This is a genomic window from Rhizorhapis sp. (assembly GCF_035276005.1).
In the GTDB taxonomy this organism is placed as follows: Bacteria; Pseudomonadota; Alphaproteobacteria; order Sphingomonadales; family Sphingomonadaceae; genus Rhizorhapis.
In genome coordinates this window covers 26099-52841 of record NZ_DATEMB010000008.1, presented here as the reverse complement: position 1 = coordinate 52841, position 26743 = coordinate 26099, and the positions used below count along the sequence as shown (strand labels likewise).

At 61.5% G+C, this 26743-nt stretch carries 25 protein-coding genes, 2 tRNA genes and 1 pseudogene; 14 read left to right on the top strand and 14 right to left on the bottom strand.

The annotated features are described in order from the left end of the window. Positions 1 to 2: 2 nt before the first annotated feature. The 5 genes from VJS46_RS02730 to VJS46_RS02710 form a co-directional block, all read right to left on the bottom strand. Positions 3 to 1700, bottom strand: coding sequence for a long-chain fatty acid--CoA ligase (locus VJS46_RS02730; protein WP_324057805.1), 1698 nt, complete (start codon positions 1698 to 1700; stop codon positions 3 to 5). Positions 1701 to 1917: 217 nt separating this feature from the next. Beyond that, positions 1918 to 2595, bottom strand: a complete 678-nt coding sequence (locus tag VJS46_RS02725; RefSeq protein ID WP_324057901.1) for a DUF1013 domain-containing protein — start codon at positions 2593 to 2595, stop codon at positions 1918 to 1920. Between the two features lie 144 nt (positions 2596 to 2739). Continuing rightward, a complete protein-coding gene (locus VJS46_RS02720; protein ID WP_324057804.1) occupies positions 2740 to 3768 on the bottom strand; it encodes a glycosyltransferase family 1 protein in 1029 nt (342 codons plus the stop codon). Continuing rightward, positions 3765 to 4637, bottom strand: coding sequence for a UDP-2,3-diacylglucosamine diphosphatase (locus tag VJS46_RS02715; RefSeq protein WP_324057803.1), 873 nt, complete (start codon positions 4635 to 4637; stop codon positions 3765 to 3767). Before VJS46_RS02715 ends, VJS46_RS02720 begins: the two co-directional genes overlap by 4 nt. Before the next feature lie 155 nt (positions 4638 to 4792). Next, positions 4793 to 5272, bottom strand: coding sequence for an Lrp/AsnC family transcriptional regulator (locus VJS46_RS02710; protein WP_324057900.1), 480 nt, complete (start codon positions 5270 to 5272; stop codon positions 4793 to 4795). A 161-nt stretch (positions 5273 to 5433) separates the two neighbouring features. On the opposite strand from VJS46_RS02710, the gene VJS46_RS02705 reads away from it, so the two are divergent. The 4 genes from VJS46_RS02705 (at position 5434) to VJS46_RS02690 (ending at position 8762) form a co-directional block, all read left to right on the top strand. Then, complete coding sequence (locus VJS46_RS02705) at positions 5434 to 7125, top strand: HAMP domain-containing sensor histidine kinase (protein ID WP_324057802.1); 1692 nt, start codon at positions 5434 to 5436, stop codon at positions 7123 to 7125. 85 nt (positions 7126 to 7210) lie between these two features. Further along, a complete protein-coding gene (locus tag VJS46_RS02700; RefSeq protein ID WP_324057801.1) occupies positions 7211 to 8251 on the top strand; it encodes a polysaccharide deacetylase family protein in 1041 nt (346 codons plus the stop codon). Between the two features lie 286 nt (positions 8252 to 8537). Next, positions 8538 to 8612 (top strand) — tRNA-Ile (locus VJS46_RS02695). A 73-nt stretch (positions 8613 to 8685) separates the two neighbouring features. After that, positions 8686 to 8762: transfer RNA gene (locus VJS46_RS02690), tRNA-Pro, on the top strand. 109 nt (positions 8763 to 8871) lie between these two features. Here the strand turns inward: VJS46_RS02690 and VJS46_RS02685 are convergent. The 3 genes from VJS46_RS02685 to VJS46_RS02675 form a co-directional block, all read right to left on the bottom strand. Then, complete coding sequence (locus VJS46_RS02685) at positions 8872 to 10047, bottom strand: indoleamine 2,3-dioxygenase (RefSeq protein WP_324057800.1); 1176 nt, start codon at positions 10045 to 10047, stop codon at positions 8872 to 8874. Positions 10048 to 10123: 76 nt separating this feature from the next. After that, positions 10124 to 10582, bottom strand: a complete 459-nt coding sequence (locus VJS46_RS02680; protein ID WP_324057799.1) for a vgr related protein — start codon at positions 10580 to 10582, stop codon at positions 10124 to 10126. After that, on the bottom strand, positions 10579 to 11067 hold the full coding sequence (locus tag VJS46_RS02675; protein ID WP_324057798.1) for a copper chaperone PCu(A)C: 489 nt from the start codon (positions 11065 to 11067) through the stop codon (positions 10579 to 10581). The genes VJS46_RS02680 and VJS46_RS02675 overlap by 4 nt, the downstream gene beginning before the upstream one ends. Positions 11068 to 11236: 169 nt before the next feature. On the opposite strand from VJS46_RS02675, the gene dnaK reads away from it, so the two are divergent. The 3 genes from dnaK (at position 11237) to VJS46_RS02660 (ending at position 15939) form a co-directional block, all read left to right on the top strand. Then, on the top strand, positions 11237 to 13147 hold the full coding sequence (gene dnaK, locus VJS46_RS02670; protein WP_324057797.1) for a molecular chaperone DnaK: 1911 nt from the start codon (positions 11237 to 11239) through the stop codon (positions 13145 to 13147). Positions 13148 to 13278: 131 nt separating this feature from the next. After that, entirely contained in the window at positions 13279 to 14409 is a 1131-nt protein-coding gene (gene dnaJ, locus VJS46_RS02665) for a molecular chaperone DnaJ (protein ID WP_324057796.1), read from the top strand. A 156-nt stretch (positions 14410 to 14565) separates the two neighbouring features. Next, positions 14566 to 15939, top strand: coding sequence for a class II 3-deoxy-7-phosphoheptulonate synthase (locus VJS46_RS02660; RefSeq protein ID WP_324057795.1), 1374 nt, complete (start codon positions 14566 to 14568; stop codon positions 15937 to 15939). 193 nt (positions 15940 to 16132) lie between these two features. Here the strand turns inward: VJS46_RS02660 and VJS46_RS02655 are convergent, their stop codons facing one another. Continuing rightward, on the bottom strand, positions 16133 to 17407 hold the full coding sequence (locus VJS46_RS02655) for a S8 family serine peptidase (RefSeq protein WP_324057794.1): 1275 nt from the start codon (positions 17405 to 17407) through the stop codon (positions 16133 to 16135). 113 nt (positions 17408 to 17520) lie between these two features. Here VJS46_RS02655 and VJS46_RS02650 point away from each other — a divergent pair, with 113 nt between their 5' ends. The 3 genes from VJS46_RS02650 to VJS46_RS02640 all read left to right on the top strand — a co-directional run bounded on the left by VJS46_RS02650 (position 17521) and on the right by VJS46_RS02640 (position 19861). Then, positions 17521 to 18009, top strand: coding sequence for an RNA polymerase sigma factor (locus VJS46_RS02650; protein ID WP_324057793.1), 489 nt, complete (start codon positions 17521 to 17523; stop codon positions 18007 to 18009). Continuing rightward, positions 18006 to 18749, top strand: a complete 744-nt coding sequence (locus VJS46_RS02645; RefSeq protein WP_324057792.1) for an anti-sigma factor — start codon at positions 18006 to 18008, stop codon at positions 18747 to 18749. Before VJS46_RS02650 ends, VJS46_RS02645 begins: the two co-directional genes overlap by 4 nt. Positions 18750 to 18991: 242 nt before the next feature. Further along, entirely contained in the window at positions 18992 to 19861 is an 870-nt protein-coding gene (locus tag VJS46_RS02640; protein ID WP_324057791.1) for a 3-hydroxyacyl-CoA dehydrogenase family protein, read from the top strand. 11 nt (positions 19862 to 19872) lie between these two features. On the opposite strand, the pseudogene VJS46_RS02635 reads toward VJS46_RS02640, so the two are convergent. The 4 genes and pseudogenes from VJS46_RS02635 to rpiB all read right to left on the bottom strand — a co-directional run. Further along, positions 19873 to 20586 (bottom strand): annotated as a pseudogene (locus VJS46_RS02635) (RNA methyltransferase); the annotation flags it as partial. 63 nt (positions 20587 to 20649) lie between these two features. Beyond that, positions 20650 to 21111, bottom strand: a complete 462-nt coding sequence (nrdR, locus tag VJS46_RS02630; RefSeq protein ID WP_324057790.1) for a transcriptional regulator NrdR — start codon at positions 21109 to 21111, stop codon at positions 20650 to 20652. A gap of 3 nt (positions 21112 to 21114) precedes the next feature. Then, entirely contained in the window at positions 21115 to 22434 is a 1320-nt protein-coding gene (gene glyA, locus VJS46_RS02625) for a serine hydroxymethyltransferase (protein WP_324057789.1), read from the bottom strand. A gap of 21 nt (positions 22435 to 22455) precedes the next feature. Then, positions 22456 to 22893: a ribose 5-phosphate isomerase B gene (rpiB, locus tag VJS46_RS02620; RefSeq protein WP_324057788.1), complete on the bottom strand. Its 438-nt coding sequence runs from the start codon at positions 22891 to 22893 to the stop codon at positions 22456 to 22458. A gap of 163 nt (positions 22894 to 23056) precedes the next feature. On the opposite strand from rpiB, the gene VJS46_RS02615 reads away from it, so the two are divergent. Beyond that, on the top strand, positions 23057 to 23230 hold the full coding sequence (locus VJS46_RS02615) for an LPXTG cell wall anchor domain-containing protein (protein WP_324057787.1): 174 nt from the start codon (positions 23057 to 23059) through the stop codon (positions 23228 to 23230). A gap of 125 nt (positions 23231 to 23355) precedes the next feature. On the opposite strand, the gene VJS46_RS02610 is transcribed toward VJS46_RS02615, so the two are convergent. Next, complete coding sequence (locus VJS46_RS02610; RefSeq protein WP_324057786.1) at positions 23356 to 24012, bottom strand: alpha/beta hydrolase; 657 nt, start codon at positions 24010 to 24012, stop codon at positions 23356 to 23358. A 112-nt stretch (positions 24013 to 24124) separates the two neighbouring features. On the opposite strand from VJS46_RS02610, the gene VJS46_RS02605 reads away from it, so the two are divergent. From VJS46_RS02605 to VJS46_RS02595, 3 genes are read left to right on the top strand one after another with little or no spacing between them, the layout of a single operon-like run. Further along, positions 24125 to 25171, top strand: coding sequence for a cysteine desulfurase family protein (locus VJS46_RS02605; protein ID WP_414707955.1), 1047 nt, complete (start codon positions 24125 to 24127; stop codon positions 25169 to 25171). Then, positions 25171 to 26286, top strand: coding sequence for a cysteine desulfurase family protein (locus VJS46_RS02600; RefSeq protein ID WP_324057784.1), 1116 nt, complete (start codon positions 25171 to 25173; stop codon positions 26284 to 26286). Before VJS46_RS02605 ends, VJS46_RS02600 begins: the two co-directional genes overlap by 1 nt. A 2-nt stretch (positions 26287 to 26288) precedes the next feature. Continuing rightward, positions 26289 to 26624, top strand: a complete 336-nt coding sequence (locus tag VJS46_RS02595; protein ID WP_324057783.1) for a 2Fe-2S iron-sulfur cluster-binding protein — start codon at positions 26289 to 26291, stop codon at positions 26622 to 26624. Positions 26625 to 26743: the final 119 nt, after the last annotated feature.

Below are 26743 nucleotides of genomic sequence, written 5' to 3'. Positions count from 1 at the left end.
GATCAATGGCCGGTGGGGCTGCTGGGGACGGCTTTTGCCTTTTCTTCGGCGATCAGTTCCCTGCGGCTCAGCTTCCCCACCATCGTCTTGGGAAGGAACTCGCGTATCTCCACCGCCACCACCCGTTCATGCTTTCCAAGCTGGGGATTGAGCCAGGCCTTCAGCGCCTCCCCATCGATGCGGGCGCCCTCCAGAAGAGTCACAAAGGCCTTCGGGCTTTCGCCGCGATAGCTGTCAGGAATGCCGATGACGAGCGCTTCCTTGACCGCGGGGTGCCGGTAAAGAATCTTCTCGATTTCGCTCGGAAATACCTTGAAGCCGCCGACGGCGATCATGTCCTTCAGCCGGTCGACGATACGGATATAGCCATCTTCATCGATCAGTCCCACGTCCCCGGTGCGCAGGAATTTGCCGAGAAACACCTTGGCGTCGGCGTCAGGGCGGTTCCAATAGCCGCACATGACCTGCGGCCCGGCAAACACGATCTCCCCCGGCTCCCCCGGCGGAGCCGGACGGGTGGGGTCCTCCTTGTCGACGAGCTTTACGAGGGTGGCGGGAATCGGCTGCCCGATGGTGCCGCCCTTGTTCAGGCTGGCATAGGGATTGGCGGACACCACCCCGCTGCTTTCGGTAAGGCCATAACCCTCCACGACAACGGCCCCTGTTGCTTCCTCGAACCGGTGTTTGAGCTCCAGCGGAAGCGGGGCGCCGCCCGATATGCAGTGCCGGACCGATGAGAAATCCGTGTCCTCCACCGCCGGATGGTCCAGCAGCGCCTGGAACATGGTCGGCACACCGGGCACGCTTGTGGGACGTGTGCGGGATATCGCCGCGAGCACCTGGCCAGAGTCAAAGCGCGGGAGCAAGATGATCTCGCCACCAGTGAAGATGGTCCGGTTCAGCACCACCGTATTGGCAAAGACGTGGAAAAAGGGCAGAGCTCCCAAAATCCGGTCCTCATGCGCGTTGCGGGGGTCCAGCATGTCGACCTGCCGCGCATTGGCGCTCAGATTCTGGTGTGACAGCATGGCCCCTTTGGGCCGCCCTGTCGTCCCCCCGGTATATTGCAGCAAAGCCAGGTCACGCTCCGGATCGATGGCTGGCGGCACGTGACTGCCATCATTGTGGATCAGCGTGGAAAAGGCGGTCACGCGGGGATCGCGCGGCCGCGTCACTGTCTCTTTCCGGCGGAACATGCGGTACAGAAGCGATTTCGCCATCGGCAGTGCTCCGGCCACCGATCCGACTATCAGCCGTTCGAGGCCGCTGTTCTCCAGTACCGTGAGCGCGGTAGGCAAAAGGGCGCTGGCGGACAGGGTGAAGAGGATCTTCGTGCCCGAATCCGCGACCTGATGCTCAAGTTCTTCGGCCGAATAAAGCGGCGAGAAATTGACCACGGTAGCGCCGATCGTCAGCGCGCCATAATAGGCCGCCACATAATGCGGCACATTGGGCAGGAACAGGCCGATGCGGTCGCCCTTCTGCACGCCCATGGCTTGCAATCCATGGGCCACCCGCCTGACCCCATCCCGGCACTCGGCATAGCTGAACTTGCGCCCCATGAAGTCGATGAGCGGCGCTTCCGGTTTGCGGGCTGCAGTCGCGAAGAACATATCAGGTAGCGACAGCGGTTCGAAATGCTGGTCCCAGGCGATGGGATGATTATATTTTTCATTCCAGATTATGTTCTCGTCCGCCATTGACCCAAACCTATGTCAATGGTTCGCCGGGCGCAATGGTCATGCAGGGCGAGGCATTTGCCTCTGGAGCCAATTCTGACACAGGGACGACTCTAGCCCCCTCCCTTGAGGGAGAGGGCTGGGTGAGGGTGTACAGCGCAATAGTTGGAACGGAACGTCCCCTAAAAAGGGAAATCCGCCACGAACAGTAGTGATTAGAAGCCCGGAAAGTTCCAGTTCACCTATTCTTCTTGCTGAACGGATCAATCCATTCCGCAACCTGTTCGATCGCCTGGGCCTCGACATGATGCGCCTCTTCGATCCGCCGTGCGGCATCGTCGCGCTCGCGGCGCAGTTCCTCGAGCAGGGCTTCCCTGTCTCCATCCAGCCTTGCATCGGCAGGCGCCTCGATCCCGGCCTTCTTCGCCGCGCGAGCCACGAGCGCGTCCAGTTCCCGCTGCGAGCAAAGCCCCAGCGTCACTGGGTCCTTGGGAACGATGTTGGAGATGTTCCAGTGGGAACGATCGCGAATGGCAGTGATCGTTGTGCGCGTGGTGCCGATCAGCTTGCTGATCGCGCCATCGGAAATCTCGGGATGATTGCGCAGGATCCAGGCAATGCCGTCCGGCTTGTCCTGCCGCTTGGAAACCGGGGTGTAGCGCGGTCCCTTTGTGCGGCGGACCTGCTCGGGCCCTTTCAGCATCTTCAATCGATAGTCGGAATCCTTTTGTCCCTTCTCGATCTCTTCCATGCTGAGTTCATGGGCGCGCACCGGATCGCGGCCGGTATATTTGATCGCCGCGGTGTCATCCGCAATCGCCTGTACCTCCAATATGTGAAGACCGCAAAACTCCGCGATCTGCTCGAACGACAGCGCGGTATTGTCGACAAGCCAACTGGCGGTCGCATGAGGCATGAGCGGCTGGGGCACGTTTACTCTCCAGTACAAATAATAAGGGCCGCCCCTCGCAGGACGGCCTTCGCGCGCCATGCTTAGTGCAAATGGCCGAGCCCGGCAAGGTCTATCGCATATATAGCGCTTTTGGCGAAGCCGTGAAAGTCAGGCGGCGTCGCGGACCAGTACGGCTTCAAAGGGTGCAAGGCCGTCCAGGAACTGCCGGGCGCTTGCTTCCCAGGTGAAGCTGCGGCCATAAGCGGCGCAAGCACCCCGGTCGAGCTGCAAGGCGGCGGCGATGGCCTCTTCCAGATTTTCCCGCATCGCTCCTGTCTCTGCCGACAAAATGTCGACGGGACCAGTCACGGGGTAGGCGGCCACCGGCGTGCCGCAAGCAAGCGCTTCGATGATGACGAGCCCGAAGGTATCGGTGCGGCTGGGAAAGACGAAGACATCCGCATTGGCATAAGCGGCGGCAAGGTTGCTTCCTGATAGAGCACCCAGGAAATGGGCGTCCGGATAACTGTTCTCGAGGTGCGTTCGGGCGGGGCCGTCGCCCACGATCACCTTGGTACCGGGATGGGACGTTGCAAGAAATGCCTCCAGATTCTTCTCCACCGCCACCCTTCCCACATAGAGCTGGACCGGGCGGGTCAATCCGGCAAATGCCTCCGGCGCCTGTGTCTCGGGATTGAAGCAGGCCAGGTCCACGCCTCTGCCCCAATGCCGCACCTGCGCAATCCCATGGGCGCGAAGGCTTTCCCTCACGGTCCGGGTGGAAACGAGCACGGCCTGTGCGGGTCCATGGAACCAGCGGATATAGCGCCACACCCATGCCGCAGGAAGGCCGGTCCGCTTCGCGACATAGTCGGGGAAGTGGGTATGATAGGCCGTGGTAAAGGGAATCTGGTTGCGCAGGCACCAGCGCCTGGCGGAAAGGCACAGCGGCCCTTCTGTCGCAAGATGGATGGCATCGGGCACAAACGCCTCGATGCGGCGGCCCACCGTAGTCGCCCTGGCGACCGCCAGCCGGATTTCGGGATAGGTGGGGCAGGGGAGCGAGCCGAATTGATCGGGCGAAATCAGCTCGACCTCATGACCCAGCGCTGCCAGTTCGCGGCGAACCGATTGCAATGTCCGCACTACGCCATTGACCTGCGGCAGCCAGGCGTCAGTGACGATCGCTATTCTCATGCAGCCATCTGCTTGCTGGAAACCGCCGGGGTGTCCCTTGCCGCGATCTCATCGGCCCAGTGGACTATCTCCATCCGGCCGTCCAGATGTTCGACCAGGGCCGTGCAGCCTTCGACCCAGTCCCCGTCATTATAATAATCGAGGCCCGCGATCTGCCGCATCTCGGCGGTGTGGATATGACCGCAAACCACGCCGTCGACCCCGCGTGTTGCCGCCTCATGCGCGACCACTTCTTCGAACTTGGATATGAACTCGACGGCGTTCTTGACCTTGTGCTTCGCCATTTTGGAAAGCGACCAGTAGGACATGCCGAAGCGGCTGCGCACCGCGTTCACCACGACATTGAGCCGCATGAGAAGCTCATAGGCGGCATCCCCTACGAAGGCGAGCCAGCGATGCGCCAGCATGATGGTGTCGAACTCGTCCCCGTGCAGCACCAGCAGCTTGCGCCCGTCGGCGGTCTCATGGATCGCCTTCCGCCTGATTTCAACACCGCCGAAATTAAGGCCGGTGAACTGGCGGAACATCTCGTCATGATTGCCCGGAATATAGACGATCCGGGTGCCGCGCTTCGCCCGTTTCAGGATGCGCCATACGATGTCATTATGGGAGGCAGGCCAGTAGAAGCGCTTTTTCAGCCGCCAGCCGTCAATAATGTCCCCCACCAGATACATGGTCTCGCTGTCGACATTGTCCAGGAAATCGATCAGCATCCGCGCATTGCATCCGCGCGTGCCCAGGTGAATGTCGGAGATCCAGATGGTCCGGTATTTTCTGCGTTCGCCCGAGACCGGCTCTGGATGGTGTGGCTCAGCCGTGGTGAAGTCCTCCACGTCGGCACCAAATGGCAGTCGCGTGATAGCGTTCATGCAAGCCCCCAAGAGCATATCATCTGGAGGGGGCGTGTAGCGCCGGTCTGTTACAATTTGAGTTGGAATATGACGGTTTTGCTACCGTTTGCGCCAGTCACGGGCGTCATGAGCGGAACTGTTTACCTTCCCCGTCCGCCTCGAGAGGCCAAATCCTACCTGTCCTTGCGGAGCGGAACGCCGGGCAGGTTCTTTGACGTGCGGATGGTGAGCGACGTCTTCACGCTCGCGACATTCGGGGCGGGGGTGAGTTGCGAGGTCAGGAACTGCTGAAAGCCCTGAAGGTCCTTCGCCACGACCTTGAGGATGAAGTCGATTTCGCCATTCAACATGTGGCATTCCCTGACTTCCGGGAGTCTCGCCACATGTTCCTCAAAGGCGCGGAGGTCCGCTTCCGCCTGGCTTTTCAGGCTTACCATCGCAAAGACAGTGATGCTGTAGCCCAGCGAGGGCGGGTCGATCATCGCATGATAGGACTTGATCGCCCCGCTATCTTCCAGCGACCGTACGCGGCGCAAGCAGGGTGGAGCGGTCAAGCCGACCTTCTTGGCCAACTCGACATTGGTCATGCGGCCCTCATCTTGCAGTTCCGCCAGAATCTGCAAGTCGATATCATCGATATTGGGACCAGCCATGAGCCTGAAATAACCTTTCCGCTTAATGCGCGGCATCATAATATTGTTTCAGGGAAATGCAATTGTCCCACTATGCGACGTACCAAAGTGGAATATTCCCATTGGCCTTGAAGGAGCATATTCCGAAAGCTTAACGATCCGTTAGGGTTTTGGAGTCGGACGTGCGTTTCAACGACCAGCTGCACACCATCTTGGCAGCGAAACCGCCTGGCGGCGGAGGGTCCGTTACGCGCTGGCGCCAGTGCGTGGACATATTGGCGCAATATGACCGGCCCATCCGGCTGGGGATCAGCGACGCCGATCGTGATGCAGTCATGGCGGAACTGGAAGCGTTGAGAGGCAAGGTCAGCGAAACGCAGCGGATATCCACCGTTGTCGACCTCGGCACACGCTTGCGGTCTCCGTCCCTGGTACGCTTCTTTGGAACGGACCGGCCCTCCATCTGCGCGGCGGCCATGGCGCGCGCGCATTTGCCCGACGGGATTTGGGCCGACCTCATCAGGGATCTTTCGCCAACCGCCCGGGGCGTGCTCCGGCACCGGGACGATATGGGGCCGCTCGCGAAACGGGCGCTGGCGAGCTTTGGATCGCACGATCTGGTGCTGACCAGCCCGGTCCCGCAGCCGATTGAAGAGGCCCCGGAAGAACAGCCTCATGAAGCACAGGAAAAGGCGGATGAGAGCCAGATCCGCAAGCTGGTCGACCGCATCGAGCGTTTCACGAGCGCCAGGCATGGAGCGCCCGCATCTGAAGAAAAGGATGAAGCGGAACCCGTCAAAGCCGCGCATCAGTCCGACCCGGAAGTCCGGGAGTTCAGCTTTGAAACGGATGTCGATGGCATCATCCATTGGGTGAAGGGCGCGCCGCGCGGGCAACTGATCGGCATGTCCATTTCCCAGCCGCCGCCCTTTGCCAATGCCGGCCCCGACGGACATGTCGCCGGCGCCTTCAGGCACCGCAGCGCGTTCCGCAATGCGCGTTTCACCATAGAGGCGGGCCGGCTTGCAGGGGAGTGGCGCATGTCGGCCATCCCCTATTTTCATCAGCAGACCGGGCGTTTCCTGGGCTACAGGGGCAATGCCCGCCGGCCGCATCTGCATGAGGTAACCGCGACAGGGGCGCTGCCGGAGGGTCTCTATGGCTCAACCATGCCGGGCGAGTCGCTCCGGGAACTAATTCACGAGCTTCGGACGCCGCTCAATGCCATTTTGGGCTTTGCGGAGATCATTGATCACCAGCTTTTCGGCCCCGTGAGCGCGCAATATCGCGCCTTGGCGCAGGACATTGTGGGCGATGCCAAGCAGTTGCTCGGTACGTTCGACGATCTGGACATGGCGACCAGGGTGGAACGGGGGGAACTGGAAGGCCGTCCCATCGCCGTCGATCCGGCGGAGCTGGTGCTTGGCCTCGCGGCGCGCTTCAGCGGCCATGGCGCTGCGGGCAGGCTCGACATTGTGGCCGATGAGGACTTGCCATGCCTCAGGCTCGACCGGGTGCAGGCGGAGCGCATGTTCCAGCATTTGTTGCGTACAGTGCTTTCAGTGGCCGAGCCTGGCGAGCAGATCCACGGGCATTGCTGGTATGGCTCAGGGCGTCCCTACCACGCGATCGTCTTTGAAATAGACCGCCCCGCGGCGCTGCGCGGCATGGAAGAGGCTGAGCTGTTCGATCCGGGCTATGGTCCGGATGGCGAGTGGCCCGACGCACCGCTTCTGGGCATCGGCTTTTCGTTAAGGCTTGTCCGCAATCTCGCCCGCAGCGGCAATGGCAATTTCCATATCGAGGATGATCGTTTCAGGCTGGTCCTGCCCGCCATGGTCGAAGCGGACGAAAGCGGCACCGGCGCAAAGTAAGCTTTCCCCGGCCTGGTTAACCAAATTTTCGATCGCCTGCCGCATCTTGCCGCCCTGAATGATTCGGTCGGGTAACGGACAGGGAATGAGCGCTTCTCAGATACAGGCACGCTTGCCGGCGGAAGATGGCGCTTTCAGCCGCCAACCCGCTGCTGAAGACCTGATCGAACTGGCGCCGGAATTCGGCACGCGCTTCACCCTGTTCATCGATACGGAGGAGGAGTTTGACTGGCACAAGCCGTTTTCCCGCACCGGCCACGGCGTGAACAGCCTGAAGGGGCTGGCTGAAGGACAGGCGTTCCTCAACCAGGCGGGCATCAGGCCGTTGCATCTGGTCGATTACCCGGTCCTGGAAAGCCCCGCAGCCGTGAAACTGATGAAGGCATGGCTGGACAACGGGCTTTGCGACATCGGCGCTCAACTGCATCCCTGGGTCAATCCCCCGCATGAGGAGGAGGTGACGCTCGCCAACAGCTATGTGGGCACGCTTCCCGAAACGCTTGAGCGCGCGAAGATAAGGGCGCTGCGGGACCGCATCGTCCAGGAAACCGGCAGGAAGCCCATCAGTTTCCGCGCGGGCCGCTATGGCGTTGGCCCGAACAGCGCCCGGCTACTGGAGGAGGAGGGTTTTCTGCTCGACAGTTCGGTCCGCTCGCTTTTCGACTATCGCGAGCAAATGGGGCCGGATTTCTATCATCTCCCTCTTGGTCCCTATTGGGCGGGGCCAGGGCGCAGGCTGGTGGAACTGCCGCTATCGACCACATTCACCGGTCACCTCCGCTCCTTCGGACGGCCGCTGTACACGCTGGCGCGGCAGTTCGGACCGCTGCCCGGAGCGCTTTCGAAACTGGGCATGCTGACGCGCGTTGCTCTGACGCCCGAGGGCATCCCGGCGAACGATGCAGTGGAAGCCATCGACCGGATGCTCGACGATGGCCTGCGGGTATTGAACCTCTCCTTCCATTCGCCTTCGCTCGAGCCGGGCCACACCCCCTATGTGCGCGACGAGGCGGATCTGCGTGCATTCTACCGCTGGTGGGATGTGGTTCTGGATCATATGGCCCGGCGCGGCGTGCGTGCTGCATCCTTGGATGAGTTTCTGGAGGCTGTGCCGGGACGGGGGTGAGGGCGGTTTGGGTTAAATGAGACGTTCAATCCGACCTTATTTCCGTCGTCCCTGCGCAGGCAGGGACCCCGCTTCTCTTTGGCAGGGTTGCAGAAACAGCAGGGGCCCTGCCTGCGGCTGAAAGCCGCAGTCTATCCTGAGCGCCCTCCCGGCGGGCAATCGAAGGGCAGCAGCGACGGCTCAGTATTTCCTCAACGGCAGCTTCGACCCACGCCCGCCCCGGCCGAAATTGCATAATCACTTGCATTGGCCAGCGCCCCTCCGCTATCGGACGGACCACCGGTGGGGGCCTGTAGCTCAACGGTAGAGCCGGCCGCTCATAACGGCTAGGTTGGGGGTTCGAATCCCTCCGGGCCCACCAAGGTCATTATTCAGGTAAAGACCTTTTCAGTTGCCATCCGGCCAGCGCCGGGGCTAAGGCGCTCATCGGCCTTCGGGGAGTAGCGCAGTCTGGTAGCGCATCTGCTTTGGGAGCAGAGGGTCGCAGGTTCGAATCCTGTCTCCCCGACCAGCCCTTCAGCCGCCCTATCCCTTGACGGGGCACTTACGAACCGAAACGGGATCACCACCGCCGTTCGGGCTGAGCTTGTCGAAGCCCATTCCTTTCTTTGTGCCGTGCCCTAAATCGTCTGTGCCCGGTTCTCATCCCGGTGCTTTTTCAGATAGCGCATGAACGGCGTGCCCCCGGTTCCGACATCCGTGTCATTTCCAGCACTCGCAGCGGCCTGCTTGTTGATGTAGCTCGCCGCATATTCCAGATGCCGGGTGCGGAAGCGGGCGATCTGTTCGACGCAGGCGTTGAACGCGGCTTTGATTTCGGCGCTGCCCTCGGCCACGCAAAAGGCGCGGAGGGTGCTGTCGAGCGCCATGTCCTCGATGAACCGGCGGTGGAGCGGGGGCCGATAGGCGTGCAGTTCCTTCAGGAATTCGCGCAAGGCGTCATTCTCGTGGGTGACGCCAAAAAGCGCATCCATGGCGGGAACGATGGAGCTTTGTGATCCGGTCTGTCCACAAAAGGCCTGCGGCTTACCGCTAAAGCGCTCGACGCCTTCATAAATCAGGCCCGCGCCCAAGGCCGGATTATTCTTCCAGCCATGGATATAGGGCCGCACCCTTTGGAAATAGATATAGGGATCGCACCGCTCGGGCATGCGGTCGAACAGGGCGTTGATGCGTTCCCAAACGCCGTTCATTTCGATCAGCAGGCCGATGACCTTGCGGGCGTCTCCTGCGGCTGAGGCTTCGACAAGCTGGACGCCGTGATCGAGCGCCTGACCGGCCTGCGCCTCGATGGCGACATGCACCAGCACGAACCAGTTCTCATCCTGTCCGCCAAGGAAATTCTGCACCATGCGGATATTGTCAAGCGCGATGGGGCCGCCCTTGTCGATCCTCGACCAATTATCGAGCACATAGGCCGAATAGGGGAGGAGGGGATGCTGTCCCAGCGCGTCGGCGAGCGCCACTATGGGGACGGCCAGATTGGCGGGGAGGGCAGCGGGTGGCTCCTTCTCCCCCCAGACATAGGCCTGCACCAAGAAGGAATAGCGGACCATGGCGACGCGGACCTGCGCCTCATCCGCCTCCGCAATGAATTGCCGAAGGTCAAGCAGGGGAAGAGCAGAGAGCCAATGCCTGACGCGCCCGGTTGTGAGCAGGCCGGAAAGGCTGCCTGCCGCCTCGGCCATGGGCTCCAGCAAAGGAGGAAGCTGCACCCCGTCCGCTTCGAAGGAGGAAAGGAAGCCCCGTTCGGCGCTGAGGCCATAATGGCTGAGAGGTTTCAGGGCCGTAACCATCCATTCCTCTAATCTGTTATTTTAATACGCATTTTTAGCATATTAAAACATCGCGGGAAATGGCTCCGGCCATCCCTCATGCCGGGCCGAATGGCAATATTCCTTCATAATGGGACAGCGGAGGAGCGCCCGGGACCCTTGCTCCATTGCGCAGCAGGAAGATGTGCCGGATGATTTCCGCCTGCTGCTCCAGCCCATAGCGTTCGAGGGTCCATCCCGGTTTCAGGCTGTAGTCATAGCGGCAGAAAGGGTGGCGGCGAAGGATGAGGCTGATCCCTCGCTGGTGCTGCCACACATGGGTCATTTCATGGATGAACAGCCCCTGCCTTTGGATATGCGTTCCGCAGAAATCCTCGCAGAAGAGATTGCCCTTGGGATGAAACCACAAATGGCCGTCCGGCGCCATGGCGACATGCCGGGGCTGGAACCAGAACCATTTGCGGTTGTGCAATATCACCCGCTCATAATCGATCGCACTGCCGAAGATGGAGGCGGCGAGGGCGCGTTCGGCGGCAGTGAGCGGGCGGGAGGTCAATGGCCTTTATGCTCGTCCTTTGGAGCAGGAGCAGCTTCGCTGGCCCCAGGTTGCCGGAGCACGGCGTCATAGATGATCCGGTCGCCATTGGAAAAGATGAAGGTCAGGGGCAGCTTGCCCTGCTTCCGGATGGCGGGATTGATTCCCCAGATCATGAGGTGCTTGCCCCCGGGGCCAAAGACCACATCGGTGCGGGCCGGAATGTCCACGCCGTTCACTGGCTCCATCGACATCATCCCGTTCTTTTCCAGGCTTTGATGCAGTTCGATGCGGAGCACGGTGGGCGAAATGACGGACAGCAGCCGAACATCCTCTTCACCGCCATGCACAGTGAAATAGCCTCCCGAAGGGGTGTCCTGATTGGCGGAAAGCCTGACCCAGGCCTGGTCCACATAGAGTATCTTTTGCTGTCCGCATGCGGCGAGCATCAGGCTCAATCCGACAAGGAAAATAGCGGGCAGGCGCTGGGCGGTATGCGGGATCATGAAGCCTCCGGATCGTTTCATTTCAAGTCGCTGCAATCCTAATCGCCGTAAATCCTTGTGCCAAGGAAAAGCGCTCCTATATCCGCTGGCGAAACGGCCCTTCTTCGGCGCGCACTGCGGGGAGGGGCTTCGGGACCGCTGTTAAAATTCTGGGGTAAAAGAGGACAATATGGGTAAAGTCATTGGTATCGATCTTGGCACGACCAACAGCTGCGTCGCCGTAATGGAAGGCAGCAAGCCCAAGGTCATCGAAAATGCGGAAGGTGCGCGTACCACCCCTTCGATCGTTGCCTTCACCAAGGACGGTGAGCGCCTGATCGGGCAGCCTGCCAAGCGTCAGGCGGTGACCAACCCGGACAACACGATCTTCGCGGTGAAGCGCCTTATTGGCCGCCGCTTCGACGATCCCATGACCAAGAAGGACATGGAACTCGTCCCCTACAGCATCACGAAGGGCGGCAATGGCGACGCATGGGTGAAGGCCGGGGGAGAGGATTACAGCCCTTCGCAGATTTCCGCCTTCATCCTCCAGAAGATGAAGGAAACGGCCGAGAGCTATCTGGGTGAGACCGTCACCCAGGCGGTGATCACTGTTCCCGCCTATTTCAACGACGCCCAGCGCCAGGCGACCAAGGACGCGGGCAAGATCGCCGGTCTTGAGGTGCTGCGCATCATCAACGAGCCGACGGCGGCCGCGCTTGCCTATGGCCTGGAGAGGCAGGACGGCAAGACCATCGCCGTCTATGACCTTGGCGGCGGCACCTTCGACATTTCGATCCTTGAGATCGGCGATGGCGTGTTCGAGGTGAAGTCGACCAATGGCGACACCTTCCTTGGCGGCGAGGACTTCGACTCAAAGGTCGTTGAATTTCTGGCGGACGACTTCAAGAAAGCCGAAGGCATCGACCTGCGTGGCGACAAGCTCGCGCTTCAGCGCCTGAAGGAAGCGGCTGAAAAGGCGAAGATCGAGCTGTCCTCCGCGCAGACGACCGAGGTCAACCTGCCCTTCATCACTGCTGACCAGAACGGCCCCAAGCACCTCGTCAAGACGATCAGCCGCGCCGACCTTGAACGTCTGGTGGCTGACCTTATCCAGCGTACGCTGGAGCCCTGCCGCAAGGCGCTGGCCGATGCCGGGCACAAGGCTTCGGACATTCATGAGGTCGTGCTGGTCGGCGGCATGACCCGCATGCCGCGCGTGCGCGAAGTCGTGAAGGAGTTCTTCGGCAAGGAACCGCATGTCGGCGTGAACCCTGATGAAGTGGTCGCCATGGGCGCCGCCATTCAGGCAGGCGTTCTGCAGGGCGATGTCAAGGATGTGCTGCTGCTCGACGTGACGCCGCTGTCGCTGGGTATCGAGACGTTGGGCGGGGTGTTCACTCGGATGATCGACCGCAACACGACGATCCCGACCAAGAAGAGCCAGGTCTATTCGACCGCTGACGACAATCAGCAGGCGGTGACCATTCGCGTTTTCCAGGGCGAGCGCGAAATGGCGGCGGACAACAAGCTGCTTGGCCAGTTCGACCTGGTCGGCATCCCGCCCGCTCCGCGTGGCGTGCCGCAGATCGAGGTGACGTTCGACATCGACGCCAACGGTATCGTCAACGTCCATGCGAAGGACAAGGGCACGGGCAAGGAGCAGCAGATCAAGATCCAGGCATCGGGCGGCCTTTCCGAGGGCGACATCGACCAGATGGTGAAGGATGCCGAACGCTTCGCCGAGGAAGACAAGAAACGCCGCGAGGCCGCCGAAGCCAAGAACAGCGCTGAAAGCCTGATCCACACGACTGAGCGCCAGTTGCAGGAACATGGTGACAAGGTCGATGCTTCGCTCAAGTCTGAGATCGAGACGGCGATCGCATCTGCAAAGACCGCCGTTGAAAGCGGCAATGTCGATGAGATGAAGAGCCAGACCGAGGCGCTTGCCCAGTCCGCGATGAAGCTCGGCCAGGCGATCTACGAAAAGGAACAGGCCGCTGCGGCTTCCCCCGAGGGCGCCGGTTCTGAGCAGGCCAAGACCGACGACAATGTCGTTGACGCCGAGTTTTCGGAAGTGGATGAAGACAACAAGGCGTAAGAAATGATCGAGGTCCGTCATTCCCGCCTAGGTGGGAATCCATCTCCCGGCCGTTTCGCCAAGTGCAACTCTCTGGAGATGGACCCCCGCCTTCGCGGGGGTGACGTTCTCCTTGTTTCGCCGGGGGTGGCATGAGTAGCGAAGTCGACTATTATGAACTTCTCGGCGTAGAGCGGACCGCCGATGACAAGACGATCAAGTCGGCATACCGCCGCCTTGCCATGCAATATCATCCGGACAAGAATGCCGGATGCAAGGACATGGAGGGCAAGTTCAAGGCGATCAATGAAGCCTATGATTGCCTGAAGGACCCCCAGAAGCGTGCGGCCTATGACCGCTTTGGCCATGAGGCCTTCAAAAATGGAGGCAATGGCGGCGGATTCGCTGGCGGAGGCGGCTTTTCCGATCTGGGCGACATTTTTGAAACCATCTTTGGCGGGAACGGCTTTGGCGGCGGCGGGCGGCAGCAGACCCGCCGTGGCGCGGACCTCCGCTACGACATGGAAATCACGCTGGAGGAGGCCTATCTGGGCAAATCCACGGAAATCCGCGTTGAGGTGTCCGCTTCGTGCGAGACCTGCGACGGTTCGGGCGCGGAGCCCGGAACGGGCGTCAAGAGCTGCAATCAGTGCCACGGTCACGGCAAGGTACGGGCGCAACAGGGCTTTTTCATTGTCGAACGTACCTGCCCAAGCTGCCATGGCGCCGGGCAGGTGATCGAAAAGCCGTGCCGCTCCTGCCGTGGCGAAGGGCGGGTGGACAAGGAAAAGAAGCTCACCGTCAATATCCCCGCCGGCGTCGACGAAGGCACGCGCATTCGCTTGTCGGGCGAAGGGGAGGCGGGGGCACGCGGCGCGCCTGCGGGTGACCTCTATATTTTCCTGCATTTAAGACGGCACAAGATTTTCGAGCGCGAAGGCACGACGCTTTTCTGCCGCGCGCCGATCAGTTTCACAACCGCGGCGCTCGGCGGCACCATTACCGTCCCGGGCCTCGATCGCACGGAACATAAGATCGCCATCCCGGCCGGGATTCAGTCCGGCAAGCAACTCCGCCAGCGCGGAGCGGGCATGCCCATCCTCAACGGGCGCGGCTTCGGCGATATGGTGGTCCAGATCGATGTCGAAACGCCCACGAGCCTGACACCCCGCCAACGCGAATTGCTGGAGGAGTTCCGGGAGACGGAAACCGGGGCCGAATGTCCGCAGTCGACAGGTTTTTTTAGTAAAATCAAAGAGATGTGGGACGATCTGACGGACTGATCCGATGCGCTGGGGCCGCACATTTCGTAGCACTCCGCAGGGGCGAGGGTGATATGAAAGACCTCAGGCAGTGGAAAGAACTCCCCGCTCGCGGAACCTTGCCAAAAACCGGCGAAGGGCTCATAGGGCGGGTCTCATTTTACAGGAGTGCGTGACGTGGCGGCGAATTGGACGCCTGAAGGCTGGCGGAGCCATGAAGGGCGGCAGATGCCCGAATACAGGGACGCGGAGGCGTTGGCCGCCGCGGAGAAGCAGCTTGGCACCTTTCCGCCCCTCGTCTTTGCCGGAGAAGCGCGCAATCTGAAGGCAGAACTGGCGGAGGTCGCCGCCGGCAAGTCTTTCCTGCTCCAGGGCGGCGATTGCGCCGAATCCTTCGCGGAATTCCATCCGAACAACATCCGCGACACTTTCCGCGTGCTGCTGCAAATGGCGGTGGTGCTGACCTATGCGTCAAAGCTTCCGATCGTGAAGGTCGGACGCATGGCGGGCCAGTTCGCCAAGCCCCGCTCTGCTCCGACCGAGGAACTGGGCGGCAGGGAACTGCCTAGCTATCGCGGCGATATCATCAACGACATCGCCTTTGAGGAGGCCGGGCGCGAGCCCGACCCGCAGCGGATGGTCCGCGCCTATAATCAGGCGGCGGCAACGCTCAACCTGCTGCGCGCCTTTTCCCAGGGCGGCTATGCGAACCTGCACCAGGTCCATGCCTGGACGCTGGATTTTATGGGGCGCAGCCCCTGGGCCAAGAAGTTCGGCGAAATGGCGGACCGGATCGGCGATGCGCTCGACTTCATGGAAGCATGCGGAATCAGCCCCGACACCGTGCCGCAGCTCAAGGCGACCAGCTTCTATACCAGCCATGAGGCGCTGCTTCTCCCTTATGAGCAGGCGTTGACCCGCCAGGATTCCCTGACTGGCCAATGGTACGACACCAGCGCGCATATGCTCTGGATCGGTGATCGCACGCGATTTGAAGGCTCTGCGCATGTCGAGTTCCTGCGCGGCATCGGCAACCCCATCGGCATGAAGTGCGGTCCTAGCCTGGAGCCGGACGCGCTGCTGCGCATGCTGGATATTCTTAATCCCGCACGGGAGCCTGGCCGGATGACCCTCATCACGCGCTACGGCCATGACAAGATCGAGGCGGGACTGCCAAAGCTCGTCCGGGCCGTCCAGCGTGAAGGACATCCGGTGATATGGTCCTGCGACCCGATGCACGGCAACGTCGTCAAGGCCGCCAATGGCTACAAGACCCGGCCTTTCGAGCGCATTCTGGGCGAGGTCCGAGGCTTCTTCGCGGTGCACCGCGCCGAAGGCAGCTTCGCAGGCGGCATCCATGCCGAGATGACCGGGCAGAATGTGACGGAATGCACGGGCGGCGCCATCGCCATTACCGACGAGGGGCTGGCAGACCGTTATCACACCCATTGCGATCCGCGCTTGAACGCGGCTCAGTCGCTGGAACTCGCATTCCTGCTGGCGGAGATGCTGAACGACGAACTAGCCGACCGGCGCAAGTCAGCCGCTTGACCTGATTGGGGTGAGAAGTGGTCATAGCCCCTCCCCTTTAGGGGAGGGGGTGGGGTGGGACCTGTAAGGACCCTAAAATGGTTGACGCCAGCCATTGCTTTGCAATGGCACCCACCCCTTCTCCCTTGAAAGGGAGGGGCTGAACGGCAGCAATGACCCATGACCCAATCATAAACCCAACGTCGCGCCGAACTTACCGCTCGTTACGGCAGCTTCCGCAGACGAGGCCCCGGCCAAAGACCTTGTCAGGCCCCCGCTTCCCCAGATCCTTTGCTTCGGCGTTGAGCTTGCGAAGCGCAACGCCCATGTCCGCACCCTGAAGATTCCGGTACAGCCTGCCCGCGACAAAAGGGGCCGCGAAAGAGGTTCCTCGTACCCGGGCGGCCTCGCCATTGATATTGGCGGCGACCATGTCCGCTCCCGGCGCAGCATAATCGAGATGAAGGGCGCGGCCCGCCTCGATCAGGGCGCGGTCCTTTCTGTCCACCCCGGTGACAGCGACGACGCCGTCATAGGAGGCGGGAAAGGCCGGGGGAGCGGCGGGGCCGTCATTGCCGACGGCCGCAACCACGATCATTCCCTTGCGCCGCGCAGCGGCAACCGCTCCAGCGAGCAGCGGATTATCCGGTCCCACCAGGCTGATCGTCACGATCCGTACACCGCCAGCCGCCAGCCACCCCAGCGCCCGCGCGATGGCGATTGCATTGCCGCCCGCCGGGTCTCGTCCGTAAATATCGGCCACCATCAGGGGAGCGCCCGGGGCAGCCCCTTTGACCGCTCCATTTCCAATGATGAGCGACGCCACTGCCGTCCCATGCCCGCTTGGCGCAGGAGCACCCTTCGCAAATCCGCGCTGCTGGATGCGGCTGTCAAGCGAAGGGTGCTGACCCACTCCGCCGTCGATTAGGCCAATGGCCCGGCCCGCTGCGCCCTGGCTGGCGGCAAGCGTTCCCGCCCCCGCCGGCATGTTGCCGCCGCTTTGAAAATAGATGGGATTGCTGCCAATCCTGGCGTCTGGCGCTATTTTCCGAGCCTCACGGATGGCTTTGGCCAGACTTTTGCCTTGAGGAACCTGGAGACGCCGGAAACTCACATCCAGCCCTTCGACCTGTTCATCCTGGACATCGAATCCGGCTTGGCGAAGCTGCTCGACTTGCGGATCAGACAGGCCGGTAGCGACGATCATGCCCCTGACTGCCGGATATTGCCGGTCGTCAAATTCGACCGCCTGCGGATTTTCCCGAACGAGGCTTGTGAGGCGGAGGGCGCGGGCATCCAGCAGCGCTTTCGCGGCCTGAAGCGGGGGAAGGGCGGCAATGTCCCGTACCGGCAGGCGGTCTGTGACGCGATCTACGGTTCCGCCGACGTCGGGCAAACCCAGGCCGCGGGGCAGGCTCAGTTGCGCCGAGCCGGCGACGCCTGCAAGAGCGAAGGCCAGCAAGGCAGCTATATAAAGCATGCGGCGCATGCAACGGTCCTTTTCATTTCGCTTTCAACGCATAGGATGCCACAAAAATCCTGTCTCATGGATTAAACGGCCGAGGGCGTCCGTTTCATCCTCAGGAACAAAATGGAGTCCGGATGGCCTTCGAAAATGAATTGCTTGCTCTTCTGCCTCGTCTCCGCCGGTTCGCAGCCAGCCTTTCGCGAAACGCGGCCGATGGTGACGATCTGTGCCAGGCTGCCCTGGAGCGGGCGCTCAAGTCGCGGCATTTATGGGAAGAAGGCACCAGGCTCGACAGTTGGATGTACAGGATAATGCGCAATATCTGGATTGATGAGGCCAGGGCAAGACAGCGGCGGGCGAAGACCTTTGCTCCAGAGGAGGAGGGCGATCATGTGGGCGACCGCAGCGACCGGCAGATGGAGGCCATTGCCGAGCTTTCGTCAGTGGACCGGGCGCTTTCTCGCCTTCCCGACGAGCAGCGGGAGGTGATCGCGCTGGTCCTGGTGGAAGGGCTCGCTTATAAGGAAGCTGCTGAGATTCTGGACATTCCCATTGGCACATTGACGTCCCGCCTGGTCAGGGGCCGCAGTGCCCTGCTGGCGGAATTGGGAGAAGCGGCGTGAAGATTACTGAGGAAATGCTGGTCGCTTTTGCCGATGGCGAACTGGATGCCAAGGATCGGGAGGCGGTCATGCGCGCTGTCGCGGCCGATCCGGAGCTGCGGCAGAAGCTGGCCGCGCATCAGCGTTTGCGGGAAACATTGTCGAGCCGTTTTGCTGGGGTCGCTGAGGAGCCGGTGCCGGAAAGGCTAAGAGCAATACTCGTGGAGCGTCAGGAGAGTGGCAATGACAATGTCGTAAGCTTGGCGGCTGTGCGCGCGGGCAGGAGGGAGAGAGCGGAACAGGCGCCGAGACGCCGCTGGCTTCCCGCCTGGGGAAATCTGGTTGCGATTGCAGCGACGCTGGTTCTGGGACTCGCCATCGGCCGTACCATGAATGATGGCAGTCCGGTCGGCGTCAGCGGTCCGGCCATGATTGCGCGTGGCGAATTGGCAAAGACACTGGATAGGCAGCTCGCGTCGGCTCAGAGTGACAGCCAGGAGATGCGCATCGGCCTTACCTTCCGGAACAAGGACGGAGAGATTTGCCGCACCTTCGATGGCAAGGCGATGGCGGGACTTGCCTGCCGCGGTGGTGCCGAATGGCGACTGCAGCAGCTATTGCCTGGTTCCGCCGCACCCAGCAGCTATCGCCAGGCATCAGCAGGCGATCCGCGCCTGGCGGCCAGTGTTCAGGACATGATCGCTGGCGCTCCCTTCGACGCAAAGGCCGAGAAGAACGCGCGCGACGAAGGGTGGAAATAGGCTCTACCGGACGGTGAACGCGTTGCCGGGCGCCCGATAACGCTGACCGCCCGCTTATCGAAGGACAGGTCAGGGCAGGGCCAAGGAAAGTTACCGCCGGGAAGATATCTTGCAAACAGAGGTGCTGGCCGGTCGACCGATCGGTGCTCATGACAGCCTAACAGTATTTCCGGATGAAACTCCGTAAGCTGTCCTATATGGCAAGAGAGAATCAAATGTATGGCATTGGGAAGGAGCCGGTTTTGAAGAAGATCGCGGTAATCGGTGCGGGGCAGATGGGGGCGGGTATTGCCCAGGTGGCGGCGCAGGCTGGGCTTTCTGTCTATTTGTCTGACCTGTCGCGGGAAATTGCCGAAAAGGGTAAGGCCGGGATTATGCGGCAGCTTGGCAAGCAAGTGGAGAAGGGCAAGCTGGAGCAGGGCGCAGTTGATGCGGCGCTTGCCAACCTTCTGCCGGTAGCGGGCTATGCCGATATGGCGGATGCCGAACTTGTCATTGAGGCGGCTACCGAACGCGAGGACATTAAGCGGCAAATCTTCGGCGAGGTCGGCAAGATCCTGGCGCCCGGCGCGATCCTCGCTTCCAACACCTCATCCATCTCGATTACTCGCCTGGCTCAGGCGTCGGCGGACCCGTCCCGTTTTATCGGGCTGCATTTCTTCAATCCCGTGCCGCTGATGCCGTTGCTGGAAATCATTCGCGGCATCGCAACCAGCGATGCCACGGCTGCAACCGCCCAAGCATTTGGCGCGGCGATCGGCAAGCAGACCATCGTTGCGCAAGATTCTCCGGGATTCGTCGTCAATCGTATCCTGCTACCGCTGCTCAATGAGGCGTTTTTTGCGGTGGGGGAAGGGCTTGCGTCCATTCCGGACATCGACAAGGGCGTGAAGCTTGGCCTGGGCCACCCCATGGGTCCGCTGATGCTGGCGGACATGATCGGTCTCGATACGTTGCTGAATGTGCTTAAGGTTTTTCAGCAGGATACCGGCGATCCCAAATACCGGCCCGCGCCGATCCTGCTGAAATATGTGGAGGCCGGATGGCTCGGGCGCAAAACGGGACGCGGATTCTATGACTATTCCGGGCCGGAGCCTGTTCCCACCCGGTAGGGAGCCTGCAGTCAGCCGGGTCGCTGCCGGGGGTTCGCCAGCGCCGCGAGGACCCCCCGCAGCGTTCGGATTTCCAGGCTGTTCCAACCGGGCTTGGTAAGCAGGTTGCGAAGCGTGCGCTTGGTCGCGGGTACGCGGTCGGGCGGAAAGAAATAGCCGGCGTCGTCCAGCATGGCATCAATCTGCGCAATCATCCCGTCCAGCTCGGCCTGCGGGGCCGGGGGATCGATTTCGGTTACTGTTGGGCTGGCAAGTGGCTGATATTTTGACCATTCATAGCTGCACAGAATGACGGCCTGCGCCAAATTCAGCGATCCGAATTCAGGATTGATCGGCACGGTCAGGATCTTGCGGGCAAGCGCTACATCATCGGTTTCGAGCCCCGACCGCTCAGGCCCGAAAACGATAGCGCTACGGCCCTGCTGGGCATGAATCTCTCGCGCAGCTTCTTCGGGACTGACGACCGGCTTGGTAACACCGCGCTTGCGTACGGTGGTGGCATAGACATGCTGACAATCCGCGACCGCGTCGGCCAGGCTGTCATAGACCTGGGCCTGCTCCAGCACGACGTCCGCACCCGCTGCGGCCGGACCGGCATCGGGATTGGGCCAGCCGTCGCGGGGCGCCACAAGGCGCATTTCGGTGAGCCCGAAATTCAGCATGGCGCGCGCAGCCTTGCCGATATTTTCGCCCAGTTGCGGGCGGACTAGGACGATGAGGGGAGGATGCTGGGACATCTGCTTATCCTGAGCAGAGCCGGGAGATGAGGAACTGGCACTCATCCGCCGCTATTCCCGTCCGACTTCCTTCACCGAACCGGCGAAATCCTCAAAATCCTTTGCCTCGCGAAAATCCTTATAGACGCTGGCGAAGCGGATATAGGCGACGCTGTCGAGGCCCTTCAGGCCTTCCATGACCATTTCGCCAATCACCTGCGCCGGGACTTCGCTCTCGCCCGCAGTTTCCAATTGCCGCTGAATGCCCGAGACGAGCTTTTCGATGCGAACCGGATCGATGGCGCGCTTGCGGCAGGCGATGTCGACCGAACGGGCAAGCTTTTCCCGGTCGAAGGGCTCGCGGCGGCCCTCGCTCTTCACCACCCACACATCACGCAGTTGAATGCGTTCGAAGGTGGTGAAGCGGGCGCCGCAGCCTTCGCATTGCCGCCGCCTGCGAATTGCCGCGCCGTCTTCGGTCGGGCGGCTGTCCTTTACCTGGCTGTCCTCATGGCCGCAAAAGGGGCAGCGCAATGATCAGACCTCCGGGTAGATCGGGAAGCGTGCGGTCAGAGCCAGGACCCGTTCGCGCACATGGGCCTCCACTTGGCCGTCGCCTTCCTCGCCATTACGCCGCAGGCCTTCCACGACCTGCGCGATCAGGCTGCCGATCTCGCGAAACTCCGCCTCGCCAAAGCCCCGCGTGGTGCCCGCCGGAGCGCCAAGGCGAATGCCGGAGGTGACAAAGGGGCTGGCGGTATCGAACGGCACATTATTCTTGTTGCAGGTGATGAAAGCGCGGTCGAGAGCCTTTTCCGCTGCCTTGCCCGTCGTGTTCTTCGAACGCAGATCGACGAGCATCAGATGGTTGTCGGTGCCGCCCGAGACGATGCTTACGCCTTCCTTTTGCAGTGTTTCGGCGAGCGCCCGCGCATTGGCCACGACCTGATGTGCATAAGCCTTGAACTCGGGCTGAAGAGCTTCCTTGAAGGCCACAGCCTTGGCGGCGATGATGTGCATCAGGGGGCCGCCCTGAAGGCCGGGGAAGATCGCGCTGTTGAGCTTCTTCGCAATGGCCTCATCGTTGCAGAGGATGACGCCGCTGCGGGGACCGCGAAGCGACTTGTGGGTCGTGGTGGTGGTGACATGGGCATAAGGGACCGGGCTCGGATGAGCGCCACCAGCCACGAGGCCGGAGAAATGCGACATGTCGGCGAGCAGATAGGCGCCCACTTCATCGGCGATCTCGCGGAAACGCTTGAAATCCCAGATGCGCGAATAGGCGGTGCCGCCGCAGATGATGAGCTTTGGCTTGTTCTCCCGCGCGATGCGGGCGACTTCATCCATATCAATGAGATGGTCGTCCTGCCGCACGCCATAGGGGACCGGCTTGAACCATTTGCCCGACATGTTGACGGGCGATCCGTGGGTCAGGTGTCCGCCCGCCGCAAGATCGAGGCCCATGAAGCTGTCGCCGGGCTGCAGAAGCGCCAGGAACACCGCCTGGTTCATCTGGCTGCCGGAATTGGGTTGAACATTGGCAAAATTGCAACCGAAGAGCTGCTTGGCGCGCTCGATCGCCAGCGTCTCGATTACGTCCACATATTCGCAGCCGCCATAATAGCGCTTGCCGGGATAACCTTCCGCATATTTGTTGGTGAGGATCGAACCCTGCGCCTCAAGTACCGCCTTTGAGGCGATATTCTCCGAAGCGATCAGTTCGATCTTGTCCTGCTGGCGCTTCAGTTCCCCCCGGATCGCCTCGAAGACTTCGGAATCGGAATCCGCCAGGCCGCGGGAAAAGAAACCTTCCGCACGGATGTCATTGGCAGCGTTTGCAACAGGGGCTGAGCTCATGCTTGGGAGGTCCTTTCGGGATCAGAGCGCGGGATTGGAGAGTTTGTCGACGCGGCGCTGGTGCCGTTCGCCGCCGAAACCTGTGTTGAGGAAGGCGCCGATGCAAGCCTTGGCCATTTCAATGCCCACAAGGCGAGCGCCCATGGCGAGCACATTCGCGTCATTATGTTCACGGGCAAGAAGCGCGGAAAGCGGCTCCGACACCAGCGCGCAGCGGCAGGCGGGATTGCGGTTGATGGCAATCGAAATGCCGATGCCCGATCCGCAAAGAGCAATACCGCGATCCGCCGAGCCCGTTGCGATGGCTTTGGCCAGCTTATAGCCGTAATCGGGATAATCGACGCTGTCCGCGCCTTCGGGCCCAAGGTCGTCGACCTCATGCTCCTGGTCGCGAAGCCATTGGATGAGGGTAGACTTCAGCTCAACGGCCGCGTGATCGGAAGCGATGGCGATGCGCATGGTGGCGATCCTGTGTCCAAAAGGAGAGTCGGGTCTCGCGCGGCTCATAGTATCAGTGGCGGCGAAAGGCCACCACCCATTGCGGCGCTGCGTCATATTTGCGCAATATATATTGCTTTGCGGCTACAAGCGGCCCTATCGGCGGCCGCAACGGAGGATTTTCGTGAGCGACCTTGTACTTTCAATCATCATGCTGGCGGGCCTGATGCTGCTGGGCGGCGGCCTTTGGATGATTTTCAAACGGCGGGACCAGAAGCGCGGGCTGCTCATGCTGATCGCGGCGCTTGTCATGTTCGCCAATGTGGCGGTCTGGCTGGTGCCGGTGAAGGGCGGCTAATCCCCGTCATTTTCGCGAAAGCGGGAACCCTTCTGTCCCTCTTGGCGCAAGGCAAGGGATCGTGATGAGTTGGGTTCCCGCTTTTTGCTGGAATGACGAAGATTGGATCAAGCGGCAGCGGTGCTTTATTTGATCGGCGAATCCGGCGCCAGCCGCATGTCGAGATAATTGTCCACCGACTTCATCAACTGTTCGAGTTCATGTTCGAAGAAATGATTGGCGCGCGGGATTTCGTCGTGGTGGATGGTGATGTGCTTTTGGGTGCGCAACTTGTCCACCAGCTTTTGCACGGCGCCGGCCGTCACAACCTCATCCGAGGCGCCCTGGACGATGATCCCGGAAGAAGGGCAGGGGGCGAGAAAGCTGAAGTCATACATGTTCGCGGGCGGAGCGACCGAAATGAAGCCGCGGATTTCCGGCCGCCGCATCAGAAGCTGCATGCCGATCCACGCGCCGAAGCTGAATCCGGCAATCCAGGTGGTCTGCGCTTCAGGATGGAAGCTCTGTACCCAGTCCAGGGCGGCGGCAGCGTCCGAAAGCTCCCCCACGCCATTGTCGAACGTGCCCTGGCTTCTTCCAACGCCGCGGAAATTGAAGCGCAGAGTAGCAAATCCCCGGCGCTGGAATGTCTTGTAGAGCGCCTGGGTAATGCGGTCGTTCATCGTTCCTCCACCCTGCGGATGCGGGTGCAGGATCATCGCCACGGGGGCGCGAGCGCGAGGGGCGGGGCTGAAGCGGCCTTCAAGGCGGCCTTCGGGACCAGGGAAAATGACTGCGGGCATTAGAACCTTACTGGCAAAATGTGTGCGCCGGCACCTCGGCCCAAGCTTTGGGGTGCGCGCGCGAAGTTATGCCCTATATAGAAATTCGGTTTCGTTTCGCAATAAATGAGTTTTGCAGGTGTCAGAACGCCTCTACCTTGATCATGCTGCCACCACGCCCGTCCTGCCGGAGGCGCGGGCGGCGGTGCAGCGCGGGCTGGAAATCTGGGCCAATCCATCCTCTCCGCATGCAAATGGCCGCGCGGCTCGCGCTGCTCTGGAAGAGGCGAGGGAGCGGATCAGGAAGGCGCTTGCCTGGGACGGGCATGTCATCTTCACCAGCGGGGCGACCGAAGCAATCGCCATCGGTCTGGGCAGGACGAAAGCTGACCGCGTCGCAACATCGCCGATCGAACATGACGCGGTGCTCCGAGTGACGAAGAGCGCCGAACGATTGGCCGTGGATGCCGGGGGGGTACTGGGCTTCCTGCCTGACGGTCCCGGCCTCTGGGTGGTCCAGCACGTCAATAATGAGACTGGAGTGATCCAGCCGCTGGCGGAGATCGGCCAAAAGGCACGCATGCAAGGCGCCATTCTCTTTGCCGATTGCGCCCAGTCGGCGGGGAAGCTGCCGCTGCCCGACGCCGATATGATCGCGGTGAGCGCCCATAAATTTGGCGGCCCCCCGGGCGTCGGCGCCCTGATGGTGAAGGATCTGACGCTGCTTCACCCCAGCGGAGGACAGGAGCAGGGCTATCGCGCGGGGACAGAAAACCTGCCGGGCATCCTTGCGATGGCCGCTGCGTTGGAGATGGGACAGGGCTGGATGGAAGAGGCTCGCAGCCTGCGGAAAATGCTCGACGCCGCCATTGAGAATGCGGGGGGAGAGGTGGTTGCCAAGGACAGCCCGCGCTCGCCCGCCATCGCCAGCTATCGCATGCCGGGGGTTGCCTCTTCGGCGCAGCTTATCCAGTTCGACATGGTGGGCATATCCGTATCCGCAGGCAGCGCCTGTTCATCGGGAACCATCAAGGCCAGCCATGTGCTGACCGCCATGGGATGGGACGCAAGGGCGGCGGGAGAGATCATACGGGTAAGCTTTGGCGCTACGACCAGCGCTGCCGATGTCGAGCGGTTCATTGGCGCCTGGACAGATATATTCGGCAGGGCGCGAAGCTGATGGGGCGGCCGATCTATCTCGACTATCAGGCAACGACGCCCCTTGCGCCCGAAGTTTTCGAGGCAATGCTGCCCTGGCTGCGCGACCAGTTCGCCAATCCGCACAGCGCGCACCGGCCTGGCCGTGCGGCTGCGGCTGCGGTGGAGACGGCGCGAGGGCAAGTGCTGCAACTGCTCGGCAATCATGGGAAACTGGTGTTCACGTCGGGCGCTACCGAGGCCATCAATATGGGGCTTTTCGGTGGAGCCAGACTGATGCGGGCGAGGGATGCTGGGCGCACCCGCATTGTCACGATCGACACCGAGCATGCTGCTGTTCGCGATACCGTGCTCGCTTTGGAGGATCAGGGGTTCGAGGCCATATTGCTGCCTGTTGAACCCGACGGACTGGTGAACCTGGAGCGCGCGAGAGCGGCAATTGATGCACGCACTGCTTTAGTGGCGGCTATGCTGGTCAATAATGAGATCGGGGTCATTCATCCGGTGGGCACGCTCTATGATCTTGCGGAAGAGGCGGGGGCGCTCTTCCTGTGCGATGCCGTGCAAGGCTATGGCCGGGTGCCGCTGCCTCCGGTGGCGGACATGATCGCGATCAGCGGGCACAAGATTTACGGACCAAAGGGTATCGGCGCCTTGTGGCTGCGCGACGGACTTGATCTGCCGCCGCTGATGTTCGGAGGCGGACAGGAACAGGGCATGCGGTCGGGAACGCTTTCGCCGGGGCTCTGCGTGGGATTTGGCCAGGCCGCAAAGCTGATGCGGGAAAGGTTCGAGACGGACGCTGTCCATGTCGGCGCGCTTTGGGAACGGGCAGTGGAGTTGTTCGCCGGCTGGAACATCAACGGCTCCACCGCCCGCCGCTACCATGGCAATCTGAATATCCGCCGAGAGGGGCTGGACGCGGGGCGTCTCATGTCGGAATGCCGGGATATCGCATTTTCGCTCGGCAGCGCCTGTGCGAGCGGGTCGGGGCGATCCAGCCATGTGTTGCGTGCGCTGGGGATTGGCGAAAAAGCGGCGCGTTCCTCTATCAGGATCGGCTTTGGCCGCTATACGACATTGGACGAATTGGAAGAGGCCGCAGCGGCGATCAACATGGCGGCGGATCGGCAATAGATATGACCAGAGTGACCTTCATCAGTGCTGACGGGCAGGACCGGACGATCGTGGATGCTCCGGCGGGCGAATGCCTGCTGGACGTGGCGCAAGCACATGGGCAGCCTTTGGAAGGCACCTGCGAAGGACAGATGGCCTGTTCGACCTGCCATGTCATCGTGGACCCTGAGGATTTTGGCAAACTGCCGCAGGCAAGTGAAAGCGAAGAAGACATGCTGGACCTGGCAGCCGGGGCTACCCGGACCAGCCGCTTGTCCTGTCAGATCAGGCTTGAGGATTGGCTGGAAAGCCTGACAGTGCGGATGCCACAGGAGAGCCGCAACATGCAGGGAGTTTAGCCAGCCAAGTTCGGTCGCCCCTCTATTTCCGTTCGTGTCGAGCGAAGTCGAGACACATTTGCGTCCAGCGATGTCCCTGGACTGCGCTCGCGGCGAACCGGGAATGAACGAATGAAGAG

Bases quoted from the DNA above. Each gene is read 5' to 3' on its own strand.
- VJS46_RS02685 (WP_324057800.1), bottom strand. From the start codon at position 10,047: ATGGTTACGGCCCTGAAACCTCTCAGCCATTATGGCCTCAGCGCCGAA.
- VJS46_RS02600 (WP_324057784.1), top strand. From the start codon at position 25,171: ATGGGGCGGCCGATCTATCTCGACTATCAGGCAACGACGCCCCTTGCG.
- VJS46_RS02655 (WP_324057794.1), bottom strand. From the start codon at position 17,407: ATGCGCCGCATGCTTTATATAGCTGCCTTGCTGGCCTTCGCTCTTGCA.
- VJS46_RS02675 (WP_324057798.1), bottom strand. From the start codon at position 11,067: ATGATCCCGCATACCGCCCAGCGCCTGCCCGCTATTTTCCTTGTCGGA.
- VJS46_RS02720 (WP_324057804.1), bottom strand. From the start codon at position 3,768: ATGAGAATAGCGATCGTCACTGACGCCTGGCTGCCGCAGGTCAATGGC.
- VJS46_RS02595 (WP_324057783.1), top strand. From the start codon at position 26,289: ATGACCAGAGTGACCTTCATCAGTGCTGACGGGCAGGACCGGACGATC.
- VJS46_RS02725 (WP_324057901.1), bottom strand. From the start codon at position 2,595: ATGCCTCATGCGACCGCCAGTTGGCTTGTCGACAATACCGCGCTGTCG.
- VJS46_RS02700 (WP_324057801.1), top strand. From the start codon at position 7,211: ATGAGCGCTTCTCAGATACAGGCACGCTTGCCGGCGGAAGATGGCGCT.
- dnaJ (WP_324057796.1), top strand. From the start codon at position 13,279: ATGAGTAGCGAAGTCGACTATTATGAACTTCTCGGCGTAGAGCGGACC.
- VJS46_RS02650 (WP_324057793.1), top strand. From the start codon at position 17,521: ATGGCCTTCGAAAATGAATTGCTTGCTCTTCTGCCTCGTCTCCGCCGG.
- VJS46_RS02710 (WP_324057900.1), bottom strand. From the start codon at position 5,272: ATGGCTGGTCCCAATATCGATGATATCGACTTGCAGATTCTGGCGGAA.
- VJS46_RS02730 (WP_324057805.1), bottom strand. From the start codon at position 1,700: ATGGCGGACGAGAACATAATCTGGAATGAAAAATATAATCATCCCATC.
- VJS46_RS02610 (WP_324057786.1), bottom strand. From the start codon at position 24,012: ATGCCCGCAGTCATTTTCCCTGGTCCCGAAGGCCGCCTTGAAGGCCGC.
- glyA (WP_324057789.1), bottom strand. From the start codon at position 22,434: ATGAGCTCAGCCCCTGTTGCAAACGCTGCCAATGACATCCGTGCGGAA.
- dnaK (WP_324057797.1), top strand. From the start codon at position 11,237: ATGGGTAAAGTCATTGGTATCGATCTTGGCACGACCAACAGCTGCGTC.
- rpiB (WP_324057788.1), bottom strand. From the start codon at position 22,893: ATGCGCATCGCCATCGCTTCCGATCACGCGGCCGTTGAGCTGAAGTCT.
- VJS46_RS02715 (WP_324057803.1), bottom strand. From the start codon at position 4,637: ATGAACGCTATCACGCGACTGCCATTTGGTGCCGACGTGGAGGACTTC.